Origin of the sequence: Streptomyces shaanxiensis (assembly GCF_039537145.1) — a bacterium.
Taxonomy (GTDB): domain Bacteria; phylum Actinomycetota; class Actinomycetes; order Streptomycetales; family Streptomycetaceae; genus Streptomyces; species Streptomyces shaanxiensis.
The window spans coordinates 102,090-121,188 of sequence record NZ_BAAAZY010000019.1 but is presented as its reverse complement, the minus strand read 5'-3'; the positions used below and the strand labels follow the sequence as shown (position 1 = coordinate 121,188).

The window sequence follows — 19,099 nt, the reverse complement described above, 5'->3', positions numbered from 1 at the left end:
AGGCCTCATGCCCCCCACGCTCGCCTCGCTCGTCCACCACTCCGCGCTCAAGCTGACCGTGCGGGCGGGCGCGGACCGCCTGGACGTGCCCGTGCGGTGGGCGCATGTCAGCGAGCTCGCCGACCCCGTCCCCTATATGGAGGGCGGGGAGCTGCTGCTGATCACCGCGCTCAAGCTGGACGCGGAGGACCCCGAGACGATGCGGCGCTATGTGCGGCGCCTGGCGGGCGCGGGCGTGGTCGGGCTCGGCTTCGCGGTCGGCGTCAACTACGAGGACATCCCCAAGGCGCTGGTCGACGCGGCGGAGGAGGAGAACCTCCCGTTGCTGGAGGTGCCGCGCCGCACGCCCTTCCTCGCCATCAGCAAGGCCGTGTCGGCGGCGATCGCGGCGGACCAGTACCGGGCGGTGACGGCCGGGTTCGCGGCGCAACGGGAGCTGACGAAGCAGGCGCTGACCGGCGGGCCGGACGGGCTGTTGGCCGCGCTGGCGGCGCAGGTGAACGGCTGGGCGGCGCTGTACGACGCGTCCGGTGCCGTGGTCGCGACGGCTCCCGAGTGGGCGGGCCGGCGGGCCGCACGGCTCACGGCGGACGTGGAGCGGCTGCGGGAGCGGCCCGCACCGGCGTCGTCGGTGGTGGGCGGGCCGGAGCACGAGGACCGGGTGGAGCTGCACACGCTCGGGACCGGGCGGCGACCCCGCGCCGCTCTGGCCGTCGGTACGGCGGCGGCGCTGGGCACGGCGGAGCGATACGCGGTGCACTCGGCGATCGCGCTGCTGACGCTGACGACCGAGCGGTCACGGTCGCTGCACGCGGCCGAGCAGCGGGTGGGGGCGGCGGTGCTGCGCATGTTGCTCGCCGGGGAGCCGGACCATGCGCGGGCCGTGGCGGGGGACCTGTACGGCGGACTGCTGGACGCGCCCTTCCGGGTGATCGTCGCCGAGTCGGCGTCGGTGTCGGCGGCGCGCGTCGTGGACTCCGGGGCGCGGGTGGCGCTCTCCACGACGTCCGCCGCGGTGCTGGTCGCCGCGTCCGAGGCGGGCGGTGATCCGCTGGGCGCGCTCACCGAGGTCGTGGAGTCCGCGGCGGCGCGGGCCGGGGAGGCGGTGCTCGTGGTGCCGGAGGGGGAGGGCGAAGCGGCTCGGGTGGTGGTGCTCGCGGCGGACGGGGGCGCGGCGGTCGCGGCGTGCGCGGAGTACGCGGCGGCGTTGGAGGCGGCGCGGGCGGGGACCGTACCCGAGGGGCGCGGCGCCGACGAGGACGAGCTGGTCGTGGGGCTCTCGGCACCGGCCGGGCCCATCGCCGCCGCGGCGGCGTACAAGCAGGCCGAGCAGTCCGTGTCGGTGGCACGGCGGCGGGGCCGGGTGTGCGTGGAGCACGAGCAGCTGGCCGCCGGGTCGGTGCTGCCGTTGCTCGCGGACGACGCGGTGAAGGCGTTCGCGGACGGCTTGCTGCGGGCACTGCACGAGCACGACGCGACCGGCCGCGGGGACCTGGTGGCCTCGCTGCGGGCGTGGTTGTCGCGGCACGGGCAGTGGGACGCGGCGGCCGCGGATCTGGGGGTGCATCGGCACACGTTGCGCTACCGGATGCGGCGGGTGGAGGAGATCCTGGGGCGGTCGCTGGACGACGCGGATGTGCGGATGGAGCTTTGGCTGGCGTTGAAGGCCACGTCGGCCGAGTAGGCGGGGTGGGCTGGTGCGGGCCCGGCGATTTCGCCCCCGCCGCGCTTACCCGTCCCATCCCCGGGGGATCCGCCCTCGCGCCCCCAGACCCCCCGGTTCGGCCCTGAACGGGCCTCGTCCTCGCACGCCGGACAGGCTGGAACGCACGACCCCGCCAAACCGGCACACCCCCGGCCGCCATCACTACACCCCGGACAAACACCCCTCCGCCCGAGCACCCCTACCGTGGACCCCGACACACCAGGACACCCCTAACGCGGAAGGGCCGGGATCGACATGACTTCCACCCACGCCTTCTGGCTCGCCGGTCGCCAGGTCAGTGGCGAGGACAGCTTTGATGTCACCTCCCCGTGGGACGGGCGGGTCGTCGGCACGGTGAGTGTGCCGACGGACGCGCAGATCGAGGAGGCCGTGGCCGCCGCGTACGCCGTCCGGGACGAGTTCGCCGCGACGCCGGCCCATGTGCGTGCCGCCGCCCTCGATCACGTCAGCCGGCGGCTCGTCGAGCGGACCGAGGAGATCGCCCAGCTGATCTCCGCCGAGAACGGCAAGCCCGTCAAGTGGGCCCGCGGCGAGGTCGGCCGTGCCGTGTCCGTGTTCCGGTTCGCGGCCGAGGAGGCCCGGCGGTTCAACGGGGGCGAGGCCCAGCGGCTGGACACCGACCTCGGCGGTCAGGGGCGGCTCGCCTTCACGCGGCGCTTCCCCAAGGGCGTCGTGCTCGGCATCGCGCCGTTCAACTTCCCGCTGAACCTGTGCGCTCACAAGATCGCCCCGGCCATCGCCGCCGGCGCGCCGATCATCCTCAAGCCCGCCCCGGCCACCCCGCTGTCCGGGCTCGTCATCGGTGAGCTGCTCGCCGAGACCGAGCTGCCCGCCGGCGCCTGGAGCATCCTCCCGGTCCCCAACGACCGTATGCCCGCGCTCGTCCAGGACCCCCGTCTGCCCGTGATCTCCTTCACCGGCTCCGAGACGGTCGGTTACGCGATCATGGACTCGGTGCCGCGCAAGCACTGCACCCTGGAGCTGGGCGGCAATGGCGCGGCGGTCGTGCTCGGCGACTTCGCGAGCGACCAGGACCTCGACTGGGCCGCCACCCGCATCGCCACCTTCTCCAACTACCAGGGCGGCCAGTCCTGCATCTCCGTGCAGCGGGTGATCGCGGACGCGTCCGTGTACGACCGGCTCGTGCCCCGGATCGTCGCCGCCGTCGAGGCCCAGGTCACCGGTGACCCGGGTGACGACGCGACCGACGTCGGACCGCTGGTCAGCGAGGACGCCGCCAAGCGCGTCGAGACGTGGGTGGACGAGGCCGTCGCCGCCGGGGCCGCCCTCCTCACCGGTGGCAAGCGCGACGGCGCCTCCTACGCGCCGACCGTCCTCACCGACGTACCGTCCGACGTCACCCTCGCCTGCGAGGAGGTCTTCGGCCCCGTCCTCACCGTGCAGAAGGTCGACGGGGAGGCCGCCGCCTTCGCCGCCGTCAACGACTCCAAGTACGGCCTCCAGGCAGGGGTGTTCACGCACGACCTGCAGACCGCCTTCCGGGCCCACCGGGCACTGGAGGTCGGCGGTGTCGTCATCGGCGACGTGCCCTCCTACCGTGCCGACCAGATGCCGTACGGCGGTGCCAAGCAGTCCGGTGTGGGGCGTGAGGGCGTGAAGTTCGCGATGGACGACTACACCTACGAGCGCGTGATGGTCCTCACGGGCCTCGCTCTCTGAGTGAGTCCGCTCCACCCCTAGCTAATGGGAACCATTTTCACATAGGATCCCCGAAGGGGCCCGGCACCGATGCCTTCCGGTGCCGGGCCCCTTCTTCGCGTCGGCCTCGTCCGGACCCTCAACCGGAGAAGCCGACGTGCGCGAGCCGCAGTGGGCCGCGCAGTCTGATGTGGACGTCGCGGATGCCCTCGGCGATGATCCCGGCGCTCAGCGTCGCGTAGTCGTACGGGCTCTCGTCCGGCGCCCGGGACGTCAGTACGGCGAGTGCCGGGCCCCCGTCCAGCGAGATCTCGACCATTCCGCCGCCGGACACCGCGGCCGTCACCTCCGTGACGCCGCCCCCGAAGTCGCAGTCCCGGTAGACCAGTTCGCCCGACCTGCCCTGCGCCGCCGTCACCGCGTCGCCCGCCGTCTTCGTGCGGTCGACGATCGCGACGCCGCTCTGCTCGTCGAAGTCGGCCGCGCTCAGGCCGAGTCGGAGGACGGGGCGGGGTGCCGGGGCCTCGCCGTCCAGGAGCACGGTCGTCCGCAGGCGGATGTCCTCGCTGGAGGCGCCGGCCAGCAGCTCGTACGGGCCCGCCTCGCGGCGTCGACCGCCGCGCGCCACGTCCCAGAAGTCGAAGGCTCGCAAGGGGACTTCGAAGGTCAGCTCCCGCTGCTCACCGGGTTCCAGGCGCACCCGGCCGTGCGCCACCAGCTCGCGGCGCGGGCGCGGCACGCTCGGGTCCACGGCGCGCGTGTAGAGCTGGGCCACCTCGTCGGCCGTCACGTCGCCGGTGTTCGTGACCGTGAAGGAGACCTCCACCGCGTCGCCGTCCACCGTCGTCCTCAGGTCGGCGTACGAGAAGGCCGCGTACGACAGGCCGTGGCCGAACGGGAACAGCGGGGTGCCCTCGAAGTACAGGTACGTCTGGCGGCTGCCGATCACGTCGTAGTCGAGGAGGTCGGGCAGGTCGGAGTCGGCGGCGTACCAGGTCTGCGGGAGACGCCCGGCGGGGGAGACGTCGCCGGCCAGGACGCGGGCCAAAGCGGTGCCGACCGCCTGGCCGCCGTGGGACATCCAGAGGATCGCCGGGAGGGCGGCCGGGTCGACCGCGTAGGGGTACGCCGACACCAGCGCCAGCACGGTGTTCGGGTTGGCCGCGCGGGCCGCGCGCAGCAGCCGCTCCTGGTGGGCGGGGAGGGCGAGCGTCGTGCGGTCCTCGGTCTCGCGGCCGTTGATGTGCGGGTCGTTGCCCGCGACCACCAGGACCACGTCCGCCTGCGAGGTGATCCGCGTCACTGCGTCTTCGCCCCGTTCGACGACGATGAGCTCGAAGATTTCCGGATTCGCTTCGGCAACCCTGACGCCGTCGGCGGCGACAGAGACGTGGCGACCCGTACCGATGTGCCGGAGGAGGTGTCCGTTCCCATGCGGTTCCAGACGGAACGTCTCCTGGACGACCCAGCCTCCGGGCTGGTCGGCGGAGGCGCGGACACGGCCGTCCTCGGCGACGGAGAGGTAGCGGCCGTCCGGTGCGCGCAGGGTCAGCACGCCCTCGCCCCAGTCGACGAGCGCGAGTTCGGTGCCGGCCGGGTCGGTGGTCAGCGGGGGCAGGTCGGTACGGCCCGCGAGCAGCGCCGGGTCGAGGGCGCCCTCGGCGCCGCGCACCTCGTCGACGGCGTCGGCCTCGGGGACGTGCAGGAAGGTTCCGGCCGAGGTCTTCAGCAGGACGCGGTCCACGCCCTCCGCAAACTCCACCCGCTCCGCGCCGAACCGCTCGTACAGGCCCTCCAACGGGGTGGAGCGGTGGATGAGGGTGCCGCTGTACCAGTCGAGCTTGCACTCGTCGGCGAGCAGGCCGACCACCGCGAGCCGGGTGTCGGGCGCGAGCGGCAGCAGGCCCGAGCTGTTCTTGAGCAGGACGACCGACTGCTCCGCCGCCTCCTGGGCGAGGTCGCGGTGGGCCGGGGTGTCGAAGTCCTTGGTGAGCGCGTGCGGGTCGTACTCCGGGTCGAACTCGCCGAGCCGGAAGCGGACCGAGAGCTGGCGGCGGACCGCCGTGTCGATGTCCGCCTCGGTCAGCAGGCCGCGGTCGAGAGCTCCGCGAACGCGTGCGGTGATCTTCGAGCTGTCGGTGCCGTGGTCGGTGAAGCTGTCGACGCCGGCCAGCAGCGCGGCGGCCGTCGCCTCCTCGTGGGTGTCGAAGTAGTGCTCGGAGTCGACCAGGTTGGACGGCGCGCCCGCGTCCGAGCAGACCAGCAGGTCGTCGTCGGTCCAGGTGCGCAGGTGCTCGCGCAGATACGGCGAGACGTGGTTGGGGCGGCCGTTGACCAGGTTGTACGCCGGCATCACCCCGGCCGTCGCGCCGGCCTCGACCGTCTCGCGGAAGGCGCGCAGGTCGTACTCGTGCAGGACGCGCGGGCGGACCGAGGACGACGTGACGTCGCGGCCCGTCTCGTTGTTGTGGGCCAGCCAGTGCTTGAGGACGGGCGCGGTGCGCCAGTACGTCGGGTGCTCGCCGCGCAGGCCACGGGTGTACGCGACGGCGATGGCCGAGGTGAGCTTCGGGTCCTCCGAGTAGCCCTCCTCGTTGCGCCCCCACAGGGGGTGGCGGAGCAGGTTGACGGTGGGGGACCAGACGTTCAGGCCCACACGGTCGTCGCGGGCGCGCATCGCGCGGGTCTCCTTGGAGACGGCCTCGCCGACCCGGCGTACGAGGTCCGTGTTCCAGGTCGCGCCGAGGCCGACGGCCTGGGGGAAGACGGTGGCCGGGCCCATCCAGGCCACCCCGTGCAGCGCCTCCTGTCCGGTGCGGAATTCGGCGACGCCGAGCCGCTCGACGGCGGGCGCGAACTGGTGCAGGAATCCGATCTTTTCGTCGAGCGTGAGCCGGGACAGAAGGTCGTCGATGCGCTTCGCGAACGGCAGTCGCTGATCGCGGAAAGGCGGCGTAGGCGGCGTTTGTGCGGTCACGTGGGGATCCCCTTGCGATGGAGCGGCGAGGCGCTTTCGAAGCGCTTCGATGCTCATTCGACTCGGGGGTGGGTGTCAAGACACCTCGGTGCAACAACTCCGACTCCTGACCGCTATTTCAAGTGCTGCATGAGGGTGGGGCGGATGCCGTGCGGCTCGCAGGAATCTTGGAAGCGACCCTTGTGCGCCCCCATGCCTTCACTTAACCTCGCAGCAACATCGAAGCGCTTCGACTACGAGTTCCGCCCGCTTCAGGGGTGCGCGGCCCTCGGCAGTGGTCGGAAAACCGCTTCAGCTCAGCCAGTTCCACTCAGACACCGCAGCCGACGGCCCACCGCCGGGTGTCCAGGTGCGCCATGAAGGGTTGACGCAATGACGCCGAATGCCGCCTCCGCCTCCTCCGGACCGAGCCGGAGAAGCTTCCTCGCCTCGACTGCGGTCGCCACCGCAGCGGTGGCGGGTGGGATGCCGTTGCTCTCCGCCTGCGGCGGGTCGGACGGCGGTTCGCGCGACGGCACGACGTCGGGCAAGGACGCGAAGAAGATCCTTCCGGCGTTTGTGGCCAGCAACGTGGTGACGCCGGACATCCCGTCGAAGAACGGCTCGGCGGTCGGCTTCACCAGCAAGCTGGACCTGGCCACCCTCAAGACCTCGGTGCCGAAGAAGCTCGGCAAGGGCGGCGAGGTCACCATCATGTCGCCGTTCTGGGGGTCCCCGCCGAAGAGCGACAACGCCTACTACAAGGCGATGAACGACCTGATCGGCGTCGACGTCGCCTGGCAGAACCAGGACGGCAACACCTACGAGCAGAAGCTCGGCGCGGTGCTGGCCTCCAGCGACGTTCCGGACGTGGTGGTGGTCCCCGGCTGGAACATGAGCGGCAAGATACCCACCGCCATCATCAGCAAGTTCGCCGACCTCGGCCCCTACCTGTCCGGCGACGCGGTGAAGGAGTACCCGAACCTCGCCGCGATCCCCTCGGAAGCCTGGCAGCGCTCCATCTTCGGCGGCAAGCTGCGCGGCCTGCCGCAGCCGGCGCCGTGGGCCCCCAGCATCGTGCCCCTGTACCGCCAGGACATCTTCGAGAAGGAAGGGTACGAAATACCCAAGTCCTGCGACGAGTTCATGGCCCTGGCCAAGGACATCACCAACGCCAAGGCCAAGCGCTGGGCCTGCCTGGACATGAAGTGGACCGCCTGGCAGGCCTTCGGTGTGTTCTCGGGCAGCGAGAAGCCGCTCGGTTGGAACATGGTCGACGGCAAGCTGCTCTACCGCATCGAGACCGACGAGTACCTCGAAGCGATCGAGTGGTCCCGCAAGCTCTTCGCCGCCGGGGTCGTTCACCCCGACTCCAAGATGGGCAAGAACGCCCCCGACGCGGGACCCAAGTTCGCTGCCGGTGAGTTCCTGATCTACCCCAACAACATCTCCCAGTGGTGGGGCCGCACCGCCGAACAGGCCACCCAGAACCCGGACTTCAAGATCTGGGGCATGGATGTCTGGGGCCACGACGGAGGCAACCCCACCATCTATGCCGAGCAGCCCGCCGGCATCTTCGCCTTCGTCAACAAGAAGGCCTCCGAGTCGGTCATCCGTGACGTGCTGGCCGTCGCCAACGTCACCGCGGCGCCTTACGGCACCAAGGAGTACATGATGACCAACTACGGTGTGGAGGGCACCCACTACACCGTCAAGGACGGCGTCCCCACCAAGACCGACCAGGGCAACCTGGAGGTGATGAACGCCTACGTCATGGTGGACGGCCCCGCCCCGACCATCGCGCACCCAGACTTCCCCGATGTCGCCAAGGGGCAGGTCGAATGGCAGCAGCGGATGGGCGCCTTCACCAAGAAGTCCACCTTCTGGGGCATGCAGATCACCGAGCCGAACCGCTACACCAACCTCTCGAACGACTTCGAGCAGCTGGAGGACGACATCGTCCGCGGCCGCAAGAAGATCAGTGACATGCAGCAAGCCGTCTCCGACTGGAAGAGCAAGGGCGGCGACAAGCTGCGCGACTGGTACAAGCAGATCCTCGACGAGAACGGCTCCGCGGCCAGCTGACCCGGTACCGAGGCAAGGAGAACGGCCGTGTCCCACAGCACGGTGCCTCGGAGCAGGACCGAGGCCGACACGACGGCGAAGACCCCGGTGGCATCCGGCGGCGCTACCGGATCCGGTAGGAAACCATCCTCGGGAAAGCTGAGTCTGCGGCTCAGGCTCAGACGCGACCGCGTCCTGCTCCTGATGACGCTGCCGGCGGTCGCCCTGGTTCTGCTCTTCAACTACGTGCCGATCCTCGGCAATGTGGTGGCGTTCCAGGACTACGACCCCTACATCAGCGACAACGGCGTCGTGTCCATGCTGAACAGCCCCTGGGTGGGTGTGGAGAACTTCCAGCGGATCTTCGAGGACTCCGCTTTCTGGCAGGCGGTCCAGAACACCCTCGTGCTGTTCTTCCTCCAGCTCGTGCTGTTCTTCCCGATTCCCATCCTGCTCGCGCTGCTCATCAACAGCGTGGTCAGGCCCCGGGTGCGGGCCATCGCACAGGCCGTTCTCTATCTGCCGCACTTCTTCTCGTGGGTGCTGGTGATCGCGGTCTTCCAGCAACTGCTCGGCGGCGCCGGGCTGCTTTCGCAGCTGCTGCGTGACCACGGCTACGACGGCCTCGACATCATGACCGACCCGAGTACCTTCAAGTTCCTGGTCACCGCGCAGGCGGTGTGGAAGGACGCGGGCTGGGGGATCATCGTCTTCCTCGCCGCGCTGGCCGCTGTCAGCCCCGACCTGTACGAGGCCGCCGCGATGGACGGCGCCGGACGCTGGCGTCGTATGTGGCACGTCACCCTGCCCGCGCTGCGGCCGGTGATCGCGCTGCTGCTGGTCCTGCGCGTGGGCGATGCCCTCACGGTCGGCTTCGAACAGATCCTGCTGCAACGGGATGCCGTGGGACCGGGCGCGGCGGAAGTGCTCGACACCTTCGTGTGGTGGAACGGCGTCCGCAACCAGGACTTCGGCTACGCGGCCGCCGCCGGACTCGTCAAGGGCGTCATCAGCATCGGTCTCGTCCTGGCCGCGAACAAGGTGGCCCATCTGATGGGCGAGCAGGGGGTGTACAAGAAATGACCGCCGTGATCGACAAGCCTGTACCCAAGCCCGGCCGGTGGGGCGCGCCGCCCCGGCCCGTATGGGAGGAGCGGCCCACCCAGGTGGGTCTGGCGACCAAGGGTCTCGTCCTTGGCCTCGCCTGCCTCGCGATCCTCTTCCCCCTGTGGATCGTCGTCGTCACCAGCCTCTCCACGCGCAAGACCATCGACGAGGCCGGCGGTCTGGTGATGGTGCCCAAGGGCATCACCTTCATCGCCTACCAGGAGCTGCTGAGCGGCGGTCAGGTCACCCGCGCGGCGATCATCAGCGTCCTGGTCACCCTGGTCGGTACGGCCTTCTCCATGACCGTGTCCGTGCTGTGCGCGTACGGGCTGTCCCGGACCGGGTCGCTGGCGCATCGCTGGATTCTGATGACCCTGCTCGCGACGATGTTCTTCAGCGCCGGTCTCATCCCGACGTATCTGCTGGTGCAGACGCTCGGGCTGACGGACAGCTATCTCGCGCTGATCCTGCCGAGCGCGATCAGTGTCTTCAACATTCTGGTGCTGCGCGGATTCTTCATGGGGATCTCGCCGGAGCTGACCGACAGTGCGCGGATCGACGGGGCCGGGGACTTCCGGATCCTCTGGCAGATCGTCATGCCGCTCTCGCGCGCCGTCATCGCGGTGATCACGCTGTTCTACGCGGTCGGGTACTGGAGTGCCTGGTTCAACGCGTCGCTGTATCTGAACGACCAGGACATGATGCCGCTGCAGAACGTCATGATCCAGCTGGTGCAGAAGCAGGAGGCCCCCGTCGGGCTGGGGCAGGCCATCAAGACGGGGCAGCTTTCGGGGCTGGCTGTGCAGATGGCGGTCATGGTGATGGCTTTGCTGCCGGTGGCCGTGCTTTCGCCCTTCGTCCAGAGGCATTTCAAGAAGGGCATGCTCACCGGGGCCGTCAAGGGCTGAATGGCGCCCATTAGATGGGGTGCTTCGGTCGTACGGCGGCTGCGGGTTCGTATGTGGCTGGTCGCGCCCACGCGGCGGAGCCGCATATCGACAAGGTCCCGCGCCCCTTACGGGGCGCTCCACTCCCCCCCCTTCTTTCAGAACCACGAGGTATGTGTCATGTACGCGTCCCGACCTAGCAGACGAACCGTCCTCGCCGGCACCGCGGCCGCCGCCGCGCTCACCACCCTGCCGTCCCTCACAGGGCACGCCTCCGCAGCCGAGCCCGAGCCCGCTGCTGCCGCCGGCCAGGCATACCGCTGGCGCACCGCCGTCATGGGCGGCACCGGATTCGTCACCGGCGTGCTCTTCCACCCCTCCGTGCGAGGGCTCGCCTACGCCCGTACCGACATCGGCGGCGCCTACCGCTGGGACGACCGCGCCGCCCGCTGGACGCCGCTGACCGACCACCTCGGCTGGGACGACTGGAACCTCCTCGGCGTCGAGGCCATCGCCGTCGACCCCGCCCACCCCGACCGCGTCTACCTCGCCCTCGGCACCTACGCCCAGTCCTGGGCCGGCAACGGCGCCGTCCTGCGCTCCGACGACCGCGGCGCCACCTGGTCCCGCACCGACCTCACCGTGAAGCTCGGCGGCAATGAGGACGGCCGGGGTGCGGGAGAGCGGCTTCTCGTCGATCCGAGGGACAGCGACACGCTGTGGCTGGGCACCCGGCACGACGGGCTGCTGAAGTCGACCGACCGAGGAGCCACTTGGGCCCCTGCCTCCGGCTTCCCGGGCACCCCGAGCGCGAGCGGCCAGGGCGTCACCCTCCTCGTCGCCGCCGGGCGCACCCTCTACGCCGGGTGGGGCGACGGCGACGGCACGTCGGGGACGAAGAACCTGTACCGGACCGGCGACGGCACCACCTGGGAAGCCGTCCCCGGCCAACCCTCCGGCACCGCCGCCAAGGTCCCGATCCGCGCCGCGTACGACCGGAGCACCAGCCACCTGTACGTGACGTACGCCAACGCACCCGGCCCCAACGGCCAGTCCGACGGCAGCGTGCACAAGCTGTGCACCCTCAACGGCAAGTGGACCGACGTCACGCCCGTGAAGCCGGGCGGCACCACGGGCGACGGGTCGGCCGACACCTTCGGGTACGGCGGTGTCGCCGTCGACGCCCGCCGGCCCGGCACCCTCGTCGTCTCCACCAACAACCGCTGGGCGGCGGTCGACACGGTCTTCCGCAGCACCGACGGCGGCCGCACCTGGACCTCCCTGAAGGACACGGCCGTCCTCGACGTCTCCGAGACCCCCTTCCTCAAGTGGGGCCAGGACAAGCCCAAGTTCGGCTGGTGGATCCAGGCCCTCGCCCTCGACCCGTACGACTCCCGGCACATCGTCTACGGCACCGGCGCGACCCTCTACGGCACGCGGGACCTGAAGAACTGGGCCCCGCAGATCCGCGGCCTGGAGGAGACGTCCGTGCGCCAGCTGATCTCGCCGCCGGTCGGAGCGGCGCATCTGATCAGCGGCAACGGGGACATCGGCGTGATGTACCACGAGTCGCTCACGGCGTCCCCCTCGCGCGGCATGGCCTCGAACCCCGTGTTCGGGTCGGCGACGGGGCTCGCCCAGGCCGCGGCCAAGCCGGCGTATGTCGTCCGTACCGGCTGGGGCGACCACGGCAACGGCGCCTACTCGAACGACGGCGGGCAGACCTGGGCACCCTTCGAGGCCCAGCCCTCCATCGCCAAGGACGCACCGGGGCCGATCGCCACCAACGCCGACGGCAGTGTGCTGCTCTGGGTCTTCGTGCACTGGGACGGCACGAAGCACCCCGCCTACCGCTCGGCGGACAACGGCGCCACCTGGTCCGACGTCTCCTCCTTCCCGAAGGGCGCCACGCCGGTCGCCGACCCGGCCGACCCGACGCTCTTCTACGCGTACGACACCGACACAGGAACGCTGCTCGCCAGCACCGACAGTGGCCGTACCTTCACCGCCCGGGCGAGCGGACTGCCCTCCGGGGACAGCCAGTTCGAGCTGGTCGCGGCGCCCGGGCGGAGCGGTGATCTGTGGCTCTCCACCAAGGGGAACGGGCTCCACCGGTCCACCGACGGCGGCGCGACCTTCGCCAAGGTCGCCAGCTGCTGGGCCTCGTACACTCTCGGCTTCGGCAAGGCCGCCGACGGCGCCGACTACCCGGCGATCTACATGGTCGGCTCCACCGAGACGATCACCGCCGTGCACCGTTCCGACGACGGGGCGAAGACCTGGGTGCGGATCAACGACGACCAGCACCAGTGGGGCTGGATCGGTGAGACGATCACCGGCGACCCGCGGATCCACGGCCGCGTCTACGTCGCCACCAACGGGCGCGGCGTCCAGTACGGGGACCTGGTGTGATGCCGGAGCAACAGCGGCCGAGCCTCGCCGACGCCACCCGTGGCCGCATCCTCTTCGGCGGCGACTACAACCCCGAGCAGTGGCCCGAGGAGACCTGGCACGAGGACGTCCGGCTGATGAAGGACGCCGGGGTCAACTCGGTCACCCTCGGCGTCTTCTCCTGGGCGAAGCTCGAACCCCGCCCCGGGGCACGGGAGTTCGGCTGGCTGGACCGGCTGATGGACCTGATGCACGACAACGGCATCGGTGTCGTCCTCGCCACCCCCACCTCCTCGCCCCCGCCCTGGATGGGCCGGCTGCACCCCGAGACGCTCCCGCGCGACGAGGACGGCCGGACCGAATGGTGGGGCTCCCGCCAGCACTTCTCGCACTCCAGCGCCACCTACCGGCGTTACGCCGCCGCCATCACCGAGGACCTCGCCGCCCGCTACGGCAGCCACCCGGCCCTGCGGATGTGGCACATCAACAACGAGTACTGCACCTACGACTGGGGCGACGAGGCCGAAGCCGCCTTCCGCCGCTGGCTGCAGGAGAAGTACGGCACCCTCGACGCCCTCAACGAGGCCTGGGGAACGGCCTTCTGGAGCCAGGGTTACGGCGACTGGAACGAGGTCCTGCCGCCGCGCCGGGCCCACTACATGAAGAACCCCGGCCAGGTGCTCGACTTCAAGCGGTTCACGTCCGACGCGCTGCTGGAGTGCTACCTCGCCGAGCGCGACATCGTCGCCCGGCACACCCCGCACATCCCGGTGACGACCAACTTCATGCCGTTCTGGCAGGGGCAGGACGCGTGGGTCTGGGCCGAGCGGGAGGACGTCGTCTCCGTCGACATCTATCCGGATCCACGTGATCCGTTCGGCGGGCAGTACGGGGCGCTGGTGCACGACATGACGCGTTCGCAGGCGCGCGGCGGCCCCTGGATGGTCATGGAGCAGGCCGCAGGGCCGGTCAACTGGCGCGGGGTCAACCACCCCAAGCCGGCCGGCCTCAACCGCCTGTGGTCCCTGCAGGCCGTGGCCCGCGGCGCCGACGCCGTCTGCTACTTCCAGTGGCGGCAGTCCCGGCAAGGCGCGGAGAAGTTCCACTCCGGGATGGTCAGCCACGCGGGGGAGCACGGCCGTACCTTCCAGGAGGTCAAGCGGATCGGCGCCGAACTCGCCCTGCTGAGTGAGAAGGTGGCCGACGCCCGGGTCGAGGCCGCCGAGGTCGCCGTACTCCTCGACTGGAACGCGTGGTGGGCGAGCCAGCAGGACGGGCGGCTGTCCTCCGAGGTCGACCACCCGCAGGTGGTCCGTGCCTGGCATCGCGCCCTGTGGGAGGCGCACACCGTCGCCGACTTCGCTCACCCCGAGCACGACCTGTCCGCGTACAGGCTGGTCGTCGTCCCGCAGCTGTATCTGATGACGGACGCGGCCATCGACAACCTCGTCGCCTACGTCGAGGGCGGCGGCACCCTCGTCGCCGGCTTCCAGACCGGCGTCGCCGACGAGGACGACCGGGTGCGGGCGGGCGGCATGGACGCCCGTCTTCGTGACCTCTTCGGCATCCGCGTCCTGCACGAGTGGTGGCCGCTGGACGCGGGGGAGAAGGCCGAAGTCGAGGGCTTCCACGGCACCCTGTGGTCCGAGGAGATCGAGGCGGCGGACGACGTGGACGCCGTGATCCCCTACAAGGGCGGCGAGTTGGACGGGCTCCCCGCGGTCCTGCGCAGGGGCCGCGCCTGGTACGTCTCCACCCTTCCCGAGCCGCACACGCTGCGCACACTGCTCGCCGACATCGCCGCCGACGCGGGCGTACGACCGACCCTCACCGGGCTCCCGGCCGGGGTGGAGGCGGTCCGCCGGGGCGGGCTGCTGTTCCTGCTCAACCACGGGCGCGACGGCGTCACCGTGCCGGTGCCCGGACGCCACCGCTCCCTGCTGACCGGCGCGGATGTCACCGACGCGGTGGAGCTGGGCCGGTACGACGTGGCCGTGCTGGAGGCCGCCTCATGAGCGGGCCGGTACACGGCACCTGGGAACCGGCACCCGCCGCCCGCTGGGAGGACGCCTTCCTGAGCGGCAACGGCCGACACGGCATCATGGCGTTCGGAGATCCGAACGGCGACCGGATCATCGTCAACCACCACACCCTGGTCCGCCCCAACGGCAGCGAACACGCCCGTCCACCCGCCCTCGCCGCCGAACTCCCGCAGCTTCAGGACCGGTTGCTCGGCGGAGACGTCACAGCGGCCGAGGGCTTCACCGACGGACGGGAGCTGCAGTGGGTGCAGCCCTTCCATCCCGCTTTCCGGATACGGCTGCGCCGGTCGGCAGCCGAAGGGGAAGTCGACGACTACCGCCGCGAGGTCGACTTCACCACCGGCGCCTGCACAGCCACTCGCGGCGGCTGGCGGAGCCAGGTCTTCGTCTCCCGCGCGGACGACGTCATCGTCCAGTACGTCACCGAACCCGGACTCACCGCCGACGTGACCCTGGACCACCAACTGCCCGGCGCCCCCTACAACCTGGCGGTCGGACACAGCGCAGTCCTCACCCCCGAGGGCGCACTCCTCACCCTCCGCGTCCGCTACCCCGGCAGCGACCGCGCGTACACCGGCATCACCCTCGCCGTCGTCACCGGCGGCAGCACCCGCACCTCCCTGCCCGGCATGCGCGTCGAGGGCGCCCGCTCACTGCTCCTCCTCACCCGGGTCCAGCGCCACACCGGCGAGCTCGACGCCCTCGCCGAGGCACACGCACTGCGCGCCCTGCTTCCCGACGGCGACGAGGACCCGTACGACCGTCTCCTCGCCCGCCACACCGCCCTGCACCGCCCTGCCTACCTCCGCGTCGGCCTGGACCTCGGCGCCGACGACAGCGAAAGGGCCCTCCCGGGCTCGGAGTTGTTGACCCGCCCGAAGAGCCCCGCCCTCCTGGAACGCCTCTTCGCCGCTGGCCGCTACCACCTGCTCTCCGCCGCCGGCATGCTGCCGCCCCGGCTGACCGGCCTGTGGACCGGCGACTGGAACACGGCGTGGTCGGGCGCGTTCACCACCAACGCCAACCTCAACCTCCAGACCGCGTCAGCGTCGACCGCCGCGCTCCCCGAAGTCACCGAAGCGCACGCTGCTCTGGTTCAGCGCCAGCTGCCCGACTGGCGCGAGAACGCCCGCGTGATCTTCGGCGCCCGGGGCGTCGTCGCCCCCACGCACACCGACGGCGAGTCCGGCCACTCGTACCACTTCGCCCGCGAGTACCCCCATCAGCTGTGGACCGCCGGCGCCGACTGGCTCCTCAAGCCCCTCGTCGACCACGACGAGACACGCGGCGACCGCGACCCGCGCACCGCCGCCGCCCTGGCCGAAGTCGCCCGGTTCTACGAGGACTTCCTCACCCGCACCGACGACGAAGGCAACCTGGTCGTCGTCCCCTCCTATTCACCCGAGAACCGCCCGGCGAACGCGAGCTGGGGCACGATCAACGCGGCCATGGACCTCTCGGCCGCCCGGCACGCCCTGCTCACGGCGGCCGACTACCACCCGCAGACCCCGGAAGCCGCCCGCTGGCGCGCGCTTGCCGACCGCCTTCCCCCGCACCGGATCAACGCCGACGGCGCCCTCGCCGAATGGGCCTGGCCCGGCCTGGCGGACACCTACGACCACCGGCACCTCAGCCACCTCTACGGCGTCTGGCCGCTGGAGGAGATCACCCCGTACGACACCCCCGACCTCGCGGCGGCCGCCCACCGCGCCCTGGAACTGCGGGGCGCCGAGAACGACTCCGCGCACGGCCACCTCCACCACGCCCTGATCGCGGCCCGCCTCAGGGACGGCGACCGGGTCGCGCACGCCCTCGACCAGGTCCTCGGCGGCGACTTCTTCCACGCCTCCCTGATGAGCGCCCACTACCCGAACCGCGACGTCTACAACGCGGACGCCGCGCACACCCTGCCCGCCGTACTGATCGAGATGCTCGTGCAGTCGACCCCGGACCGGCTGGTCCTGCTGCCCGCGCCGCCGCCCTCCCTCCCCGTGGGCCGGCTCCGGGGCGTCCGCACCCGGTTCGGCGCGGAGGTCGACCTGACCTGGACGCCCGAGGGAGCCACGGCCGTCCTGAAACCGACCCGCTCCCACCGCATCGAACTTCGGACTTCCCCCGGCGACGGTGCCCCGCGACCGCTCGACCTCGTCGCCGGAGAAGACCACGTCCTCAGCCTGGGGGCGTGGTAGCACTCCGCAATTCCCCCCGCATTTCCCCCCACCCATGGAAAGGGACACCATGGCAAAGAGCGCACTGCGCAAGATCACCATGGCTGTGCTGGCCCCGGCGATGGCCCTCGGCGCCACCGTCGGCCTCGCCTCCGCCCCCGCCTCGGCCGCGGTCTGGAACTCCTGCGACCAGTGGGGCAACACCAGCCTCAACGGCTACACGCTCTACAACAACATCTGGGGCTCCGGCGCCGGCAGCCAGTGCATATGGGCCAACTCCGGTACCAACTGGGGTGTCTGGGCCAACCACCCCAACACCGGCGGCATCAAGTCCTACCCCAACTCCAAGAAGGTGATCAACAAGACGATCGCCTCCCTCGGCTCGCTCACCAGCAGCTACAACGTCACCGTCCCGTCGTCCGGCGCGTACAACACGTCGTACGACATCTGGGACACCGACTACGACTACGAGATCATGCTCTGGGTCAACTACAACGGAGCCGTCGGCCCGCTCGGCACCTCGCAGGGCAACGTCACGCTCGGCGGCCACACCTGGACCGTCTACAAGGGCAGCAACGGGGCGAACGAGGTGTTCTCGTTCCTGCGGACCTCCGACTCCAGCTCCGGCACCGTGAACATCAAGCCGATCCTGACCTGGATCTCGGGCACCAAGGGCTGGATGTCCAGCAATGAGACCATCGGTGACGTGCAGTTCGGCTACGAGGTCACCTCGTCGTCCGGCGGGCTCGACTTCGTCACCAACAACCTGACCGTCAGCAGCAGCTGACGCCACATCGGGGCCGGGGTCGGTCCGCGTCCTGCCTCAGGCGCGGTCGACCTCGGCCCGCAGCGCGTTGTACTCCGCGAACGCGGCCTCGACCTCGGCGCGGGTCAGGCCGTAGCGGGCCAGGTCGTAGCGGTGCGGGCGGGTGCCCTTCGGGCGGGCCACGGCCCCGGCGAGCCGGGCCGCCTCGGCGTCGCCCCAGCGGGCGCCGACCGCGGCGTAGAGCTTGGGGGCGCCCGTGGCGGGCTCGGCGGCGAGCCAGGAGTACGGGGCGTCGACCAGTGCCTCCCGGGGCAGGGCGGCACGGGCCCGCAGGCCGCGTTCCATCGCCCGGCTCAGCAGGGCGAACCAGGTCGCCCCGATGCCGTGCAGGTCCAGGGGACGGGTGCTGACGGCCATGCCGTGCTCGATCAGGCTGCAGAACGAGGCCACCGCGGTGACCGGGTCGCGGTGGCACCACACGATCGTGGCGTCCGGGAACACCGTGTGCAGGGCGTCCAGGTTGCCCAGGTGCAGGGGTGACTTGAGGATCCAGCGGCGGCGCGGACGGCCGTACTGGAGGACCTGGAAGACCTGCTTCAGATACCGGTAGTCGTCGACGAAGTCGCGCTCGCGGTACCACGCCACGTACTCGGGGATCAGGGCCTGGGACATCGGCATCAGCGCGTGGGGGAGGGCGAAGGTGCACTCCTCCGGGCCCTCTGCGGCCATCGGGTGGATGTCGCGGAAGCGCGGCGCGAAGAGGTTGGTGCCCTGGACCATACGGCGGCCCGCCGTGACCGCCTTGCGGCGCTGGCGGGGCGGCAACTCCAGGTCGGGTGCGAGCAGTTCCCACAGGAGAGGGCTGCGGTGCTCCTCCGACAGTGACAGTACGGCGTGGGTGACCGTCGTCGCGGTGCGCGGCAGGCCCACCACGAACACCGGCTTGTCGATGGGCTCCCGCTCGATCTCGGGACGCTCGGCGATCAGCCTCCGCACCCGCGCCCGGTTGGCGAGGTGCCTGCGGACGAACACCTGCGCCGACTGCCAGCCGACCGGCGTGAGGTTCTCGGCCTTCGCCCACCAGCCCAGCAGCGACCGGAAGTCGTCGACGAACTGCCGGTCCCCCTTCGCCTCTCCCGCTTCCACGGCGATCCGGTCGAAGACGCGGTCGGGGTTGCGGCGGGAGCCGAAGGCCGGCCGCAGCAGCTGATCGGCCAGGGCGAGGGTGAGGGGAGGCGTGGGCACGGAGGGACCCTATCGCGCCCAACTGGCGTTGTGCGTATGTAAGTTGGACATGCGAGAGGGCGGCCGGAAGACCTCCATCGTCCGGCCG

General features: G+C 70.9%; 11 protein-coding genes. 9 read left to right on the top strand and 2 right to left on the bottom strand.

The window, feature by feature from the left end; genetic code table 11:
* Positions 1-7: 7 nt before the first annotated feature.
* The gene (locus ABD932_RS31035) at positions 8-1,684 is read left to right on the top strand and encodes a PucR family transcriptional regulator (protein ID WP_345017718.1); all 1,677 of its coding nucleotides are present in this window, start codon (positions 8-10) and stop codon (positions 1,682-1,684) included.
* A gap of 276 nt (positions 1,685-1,960) precedes the next feature.
* Entirely contained in the window at positions 1,961-3,406 is a 1,446-nt protein-coding gene (locus tag ABD932_RS31030) for an aldehyde dehydrogenase family protein (RefSeq protein ID WP_345017716.1), read from the top strand.
* A gap of 118 nt (positions 3,407-3,524) precedes the next feature.
* Here ABD932_RS31030 and ABD932_RS31025 read toward each other — a convergent pair whose 3' ends face one another.
* Complete coding sequence (locus tag ABD932_RS31025) at positions 3,525-6,362, bottom strand: glycoside hydrolase family 3 C-terminal domain-containing protein (RefSeq protein ID WP_345017714.1); 2,838 nt, start codon at positions 6,360-6,362, stop codon at positions 3,525-3,527.
* 372 nt (positions 6,363-6,734) lie between these two features.
* Here ABD932_RS31025 and ABD932_RS31020 point away from each other — a divergent pair, with 372 nt between their 5' ends.
* The 7 genes from ABD932_RS31020 to ABD932_RS30990 all read left to right on the top strand — a co-directional run bounded on the left by ABD932_RS31020 (position 6,735) and on the right by ABD932_RS30990 (position 17,787).
* A complete protein-coding gene (locus tag ABD932_RS31020; RefSeq protein WP_345017712.1) occupies positions 6,735-8,426 on the top strand; it encodes an extracellular solute-binding protein in 1,692 nt (563 codons plus the stop codon).
* A 27-nt stretch (positions 8,427-8,453) separates the two neighbouring features.
* Positions 8,454-9,488 (top strand): ABC transporter permease, encoded by a 1,035-nt coding sequence (locus ABD932_RS31015; protein WP_345017709.1) that lies wholly within the window; start codon positions 8,454-8,456, stop codon positions 9,486-9,488.
* Positions 9,485-10,420 (top strand): carbohydrate ABC transporter permease, encoded by a 936-nt coding sequence (locus ABD932_RS31010; RefSeq protein ID WP_345017707.1) that lies wholly within the window; start codon positions 9,485-9,487, stop codon positions 10,418-10,420. The genes ABD932_RS31015 and ABD932_RS31010 overlap by 4 nt, the downstream gene beginning before the upstream one ends.
* A gap of 159 nt (positions 10,421-10,579) precedes the next feature.
* Positions 10,580-12,811 carry a WD40/YVTN/BNR-like repeat-containing protein gene (locus ABD932_RS31005; RefSeq protein WP_345017705.1) on the top strand — a complete coding sequence of 744 codons (2,232 nt, stop codon included), beginning with the start codon at positions 10,580-10,582 and terminating at the stop codon, positions 12,809-12,811.
* Positions 12,811-14,805, top strand: coding sequence for a beta-galactosidase (locus tag ABD932_RS31000; protein ID WP_345017703.1), 1,995 nt, complete (start codon positions 12,811-12,813; stop codon positions 14,803-14,805). The genes ABD932_RS31005 and ABD932_RS31000 overlap by 1 nt, the downstream gene beginning before the upstream one ends.
* Positions 14,802-17,021, top strand: coding sequence for a glycosyl hydrolase family 95 catalytic domain-containing protein (locus ABD932_RS30995; RefSeq protein WP_345017701.1), 2,220 nt, complete (start codon positions 14,802-14,804; stop codon positions 17,019-17,021). The genes ABD932_RS31000 and ABD932_RS30995 overlap by 4 nt, the downstream gene beginning before the upstream one ends.
* A gap of 49 nt (positions 17,022-17,070) precedes the next feature.
* Entirely contained in the window at positions 17,071-17,787 is a 717-nt protein-coding gene (locus ABD932_RS30990; protein ID WP_345017699.1) for a glycoside hydrolase family 12 protein, read from the top strand.
* 36 nt (positions 17,788-17,823) lie between these two features.
* Here ABD932_RS30990 and ABD932_RS30985 read toward each other — a convergent pair whose 3' ends face one another.
* Complete coding sequence (locus ABD932_RS30985; RefSeq protein WP_345017696.1) at positions 17,824-19,011, bottom strand: sulfotransferase family protein; 1,188 nt, start codon at positions 19,009-19,011, stop codon at positions 17,824-17,826.
* Between the last annotated feature and the right edge of the window lie 88 nt (positions 19,012-19,099).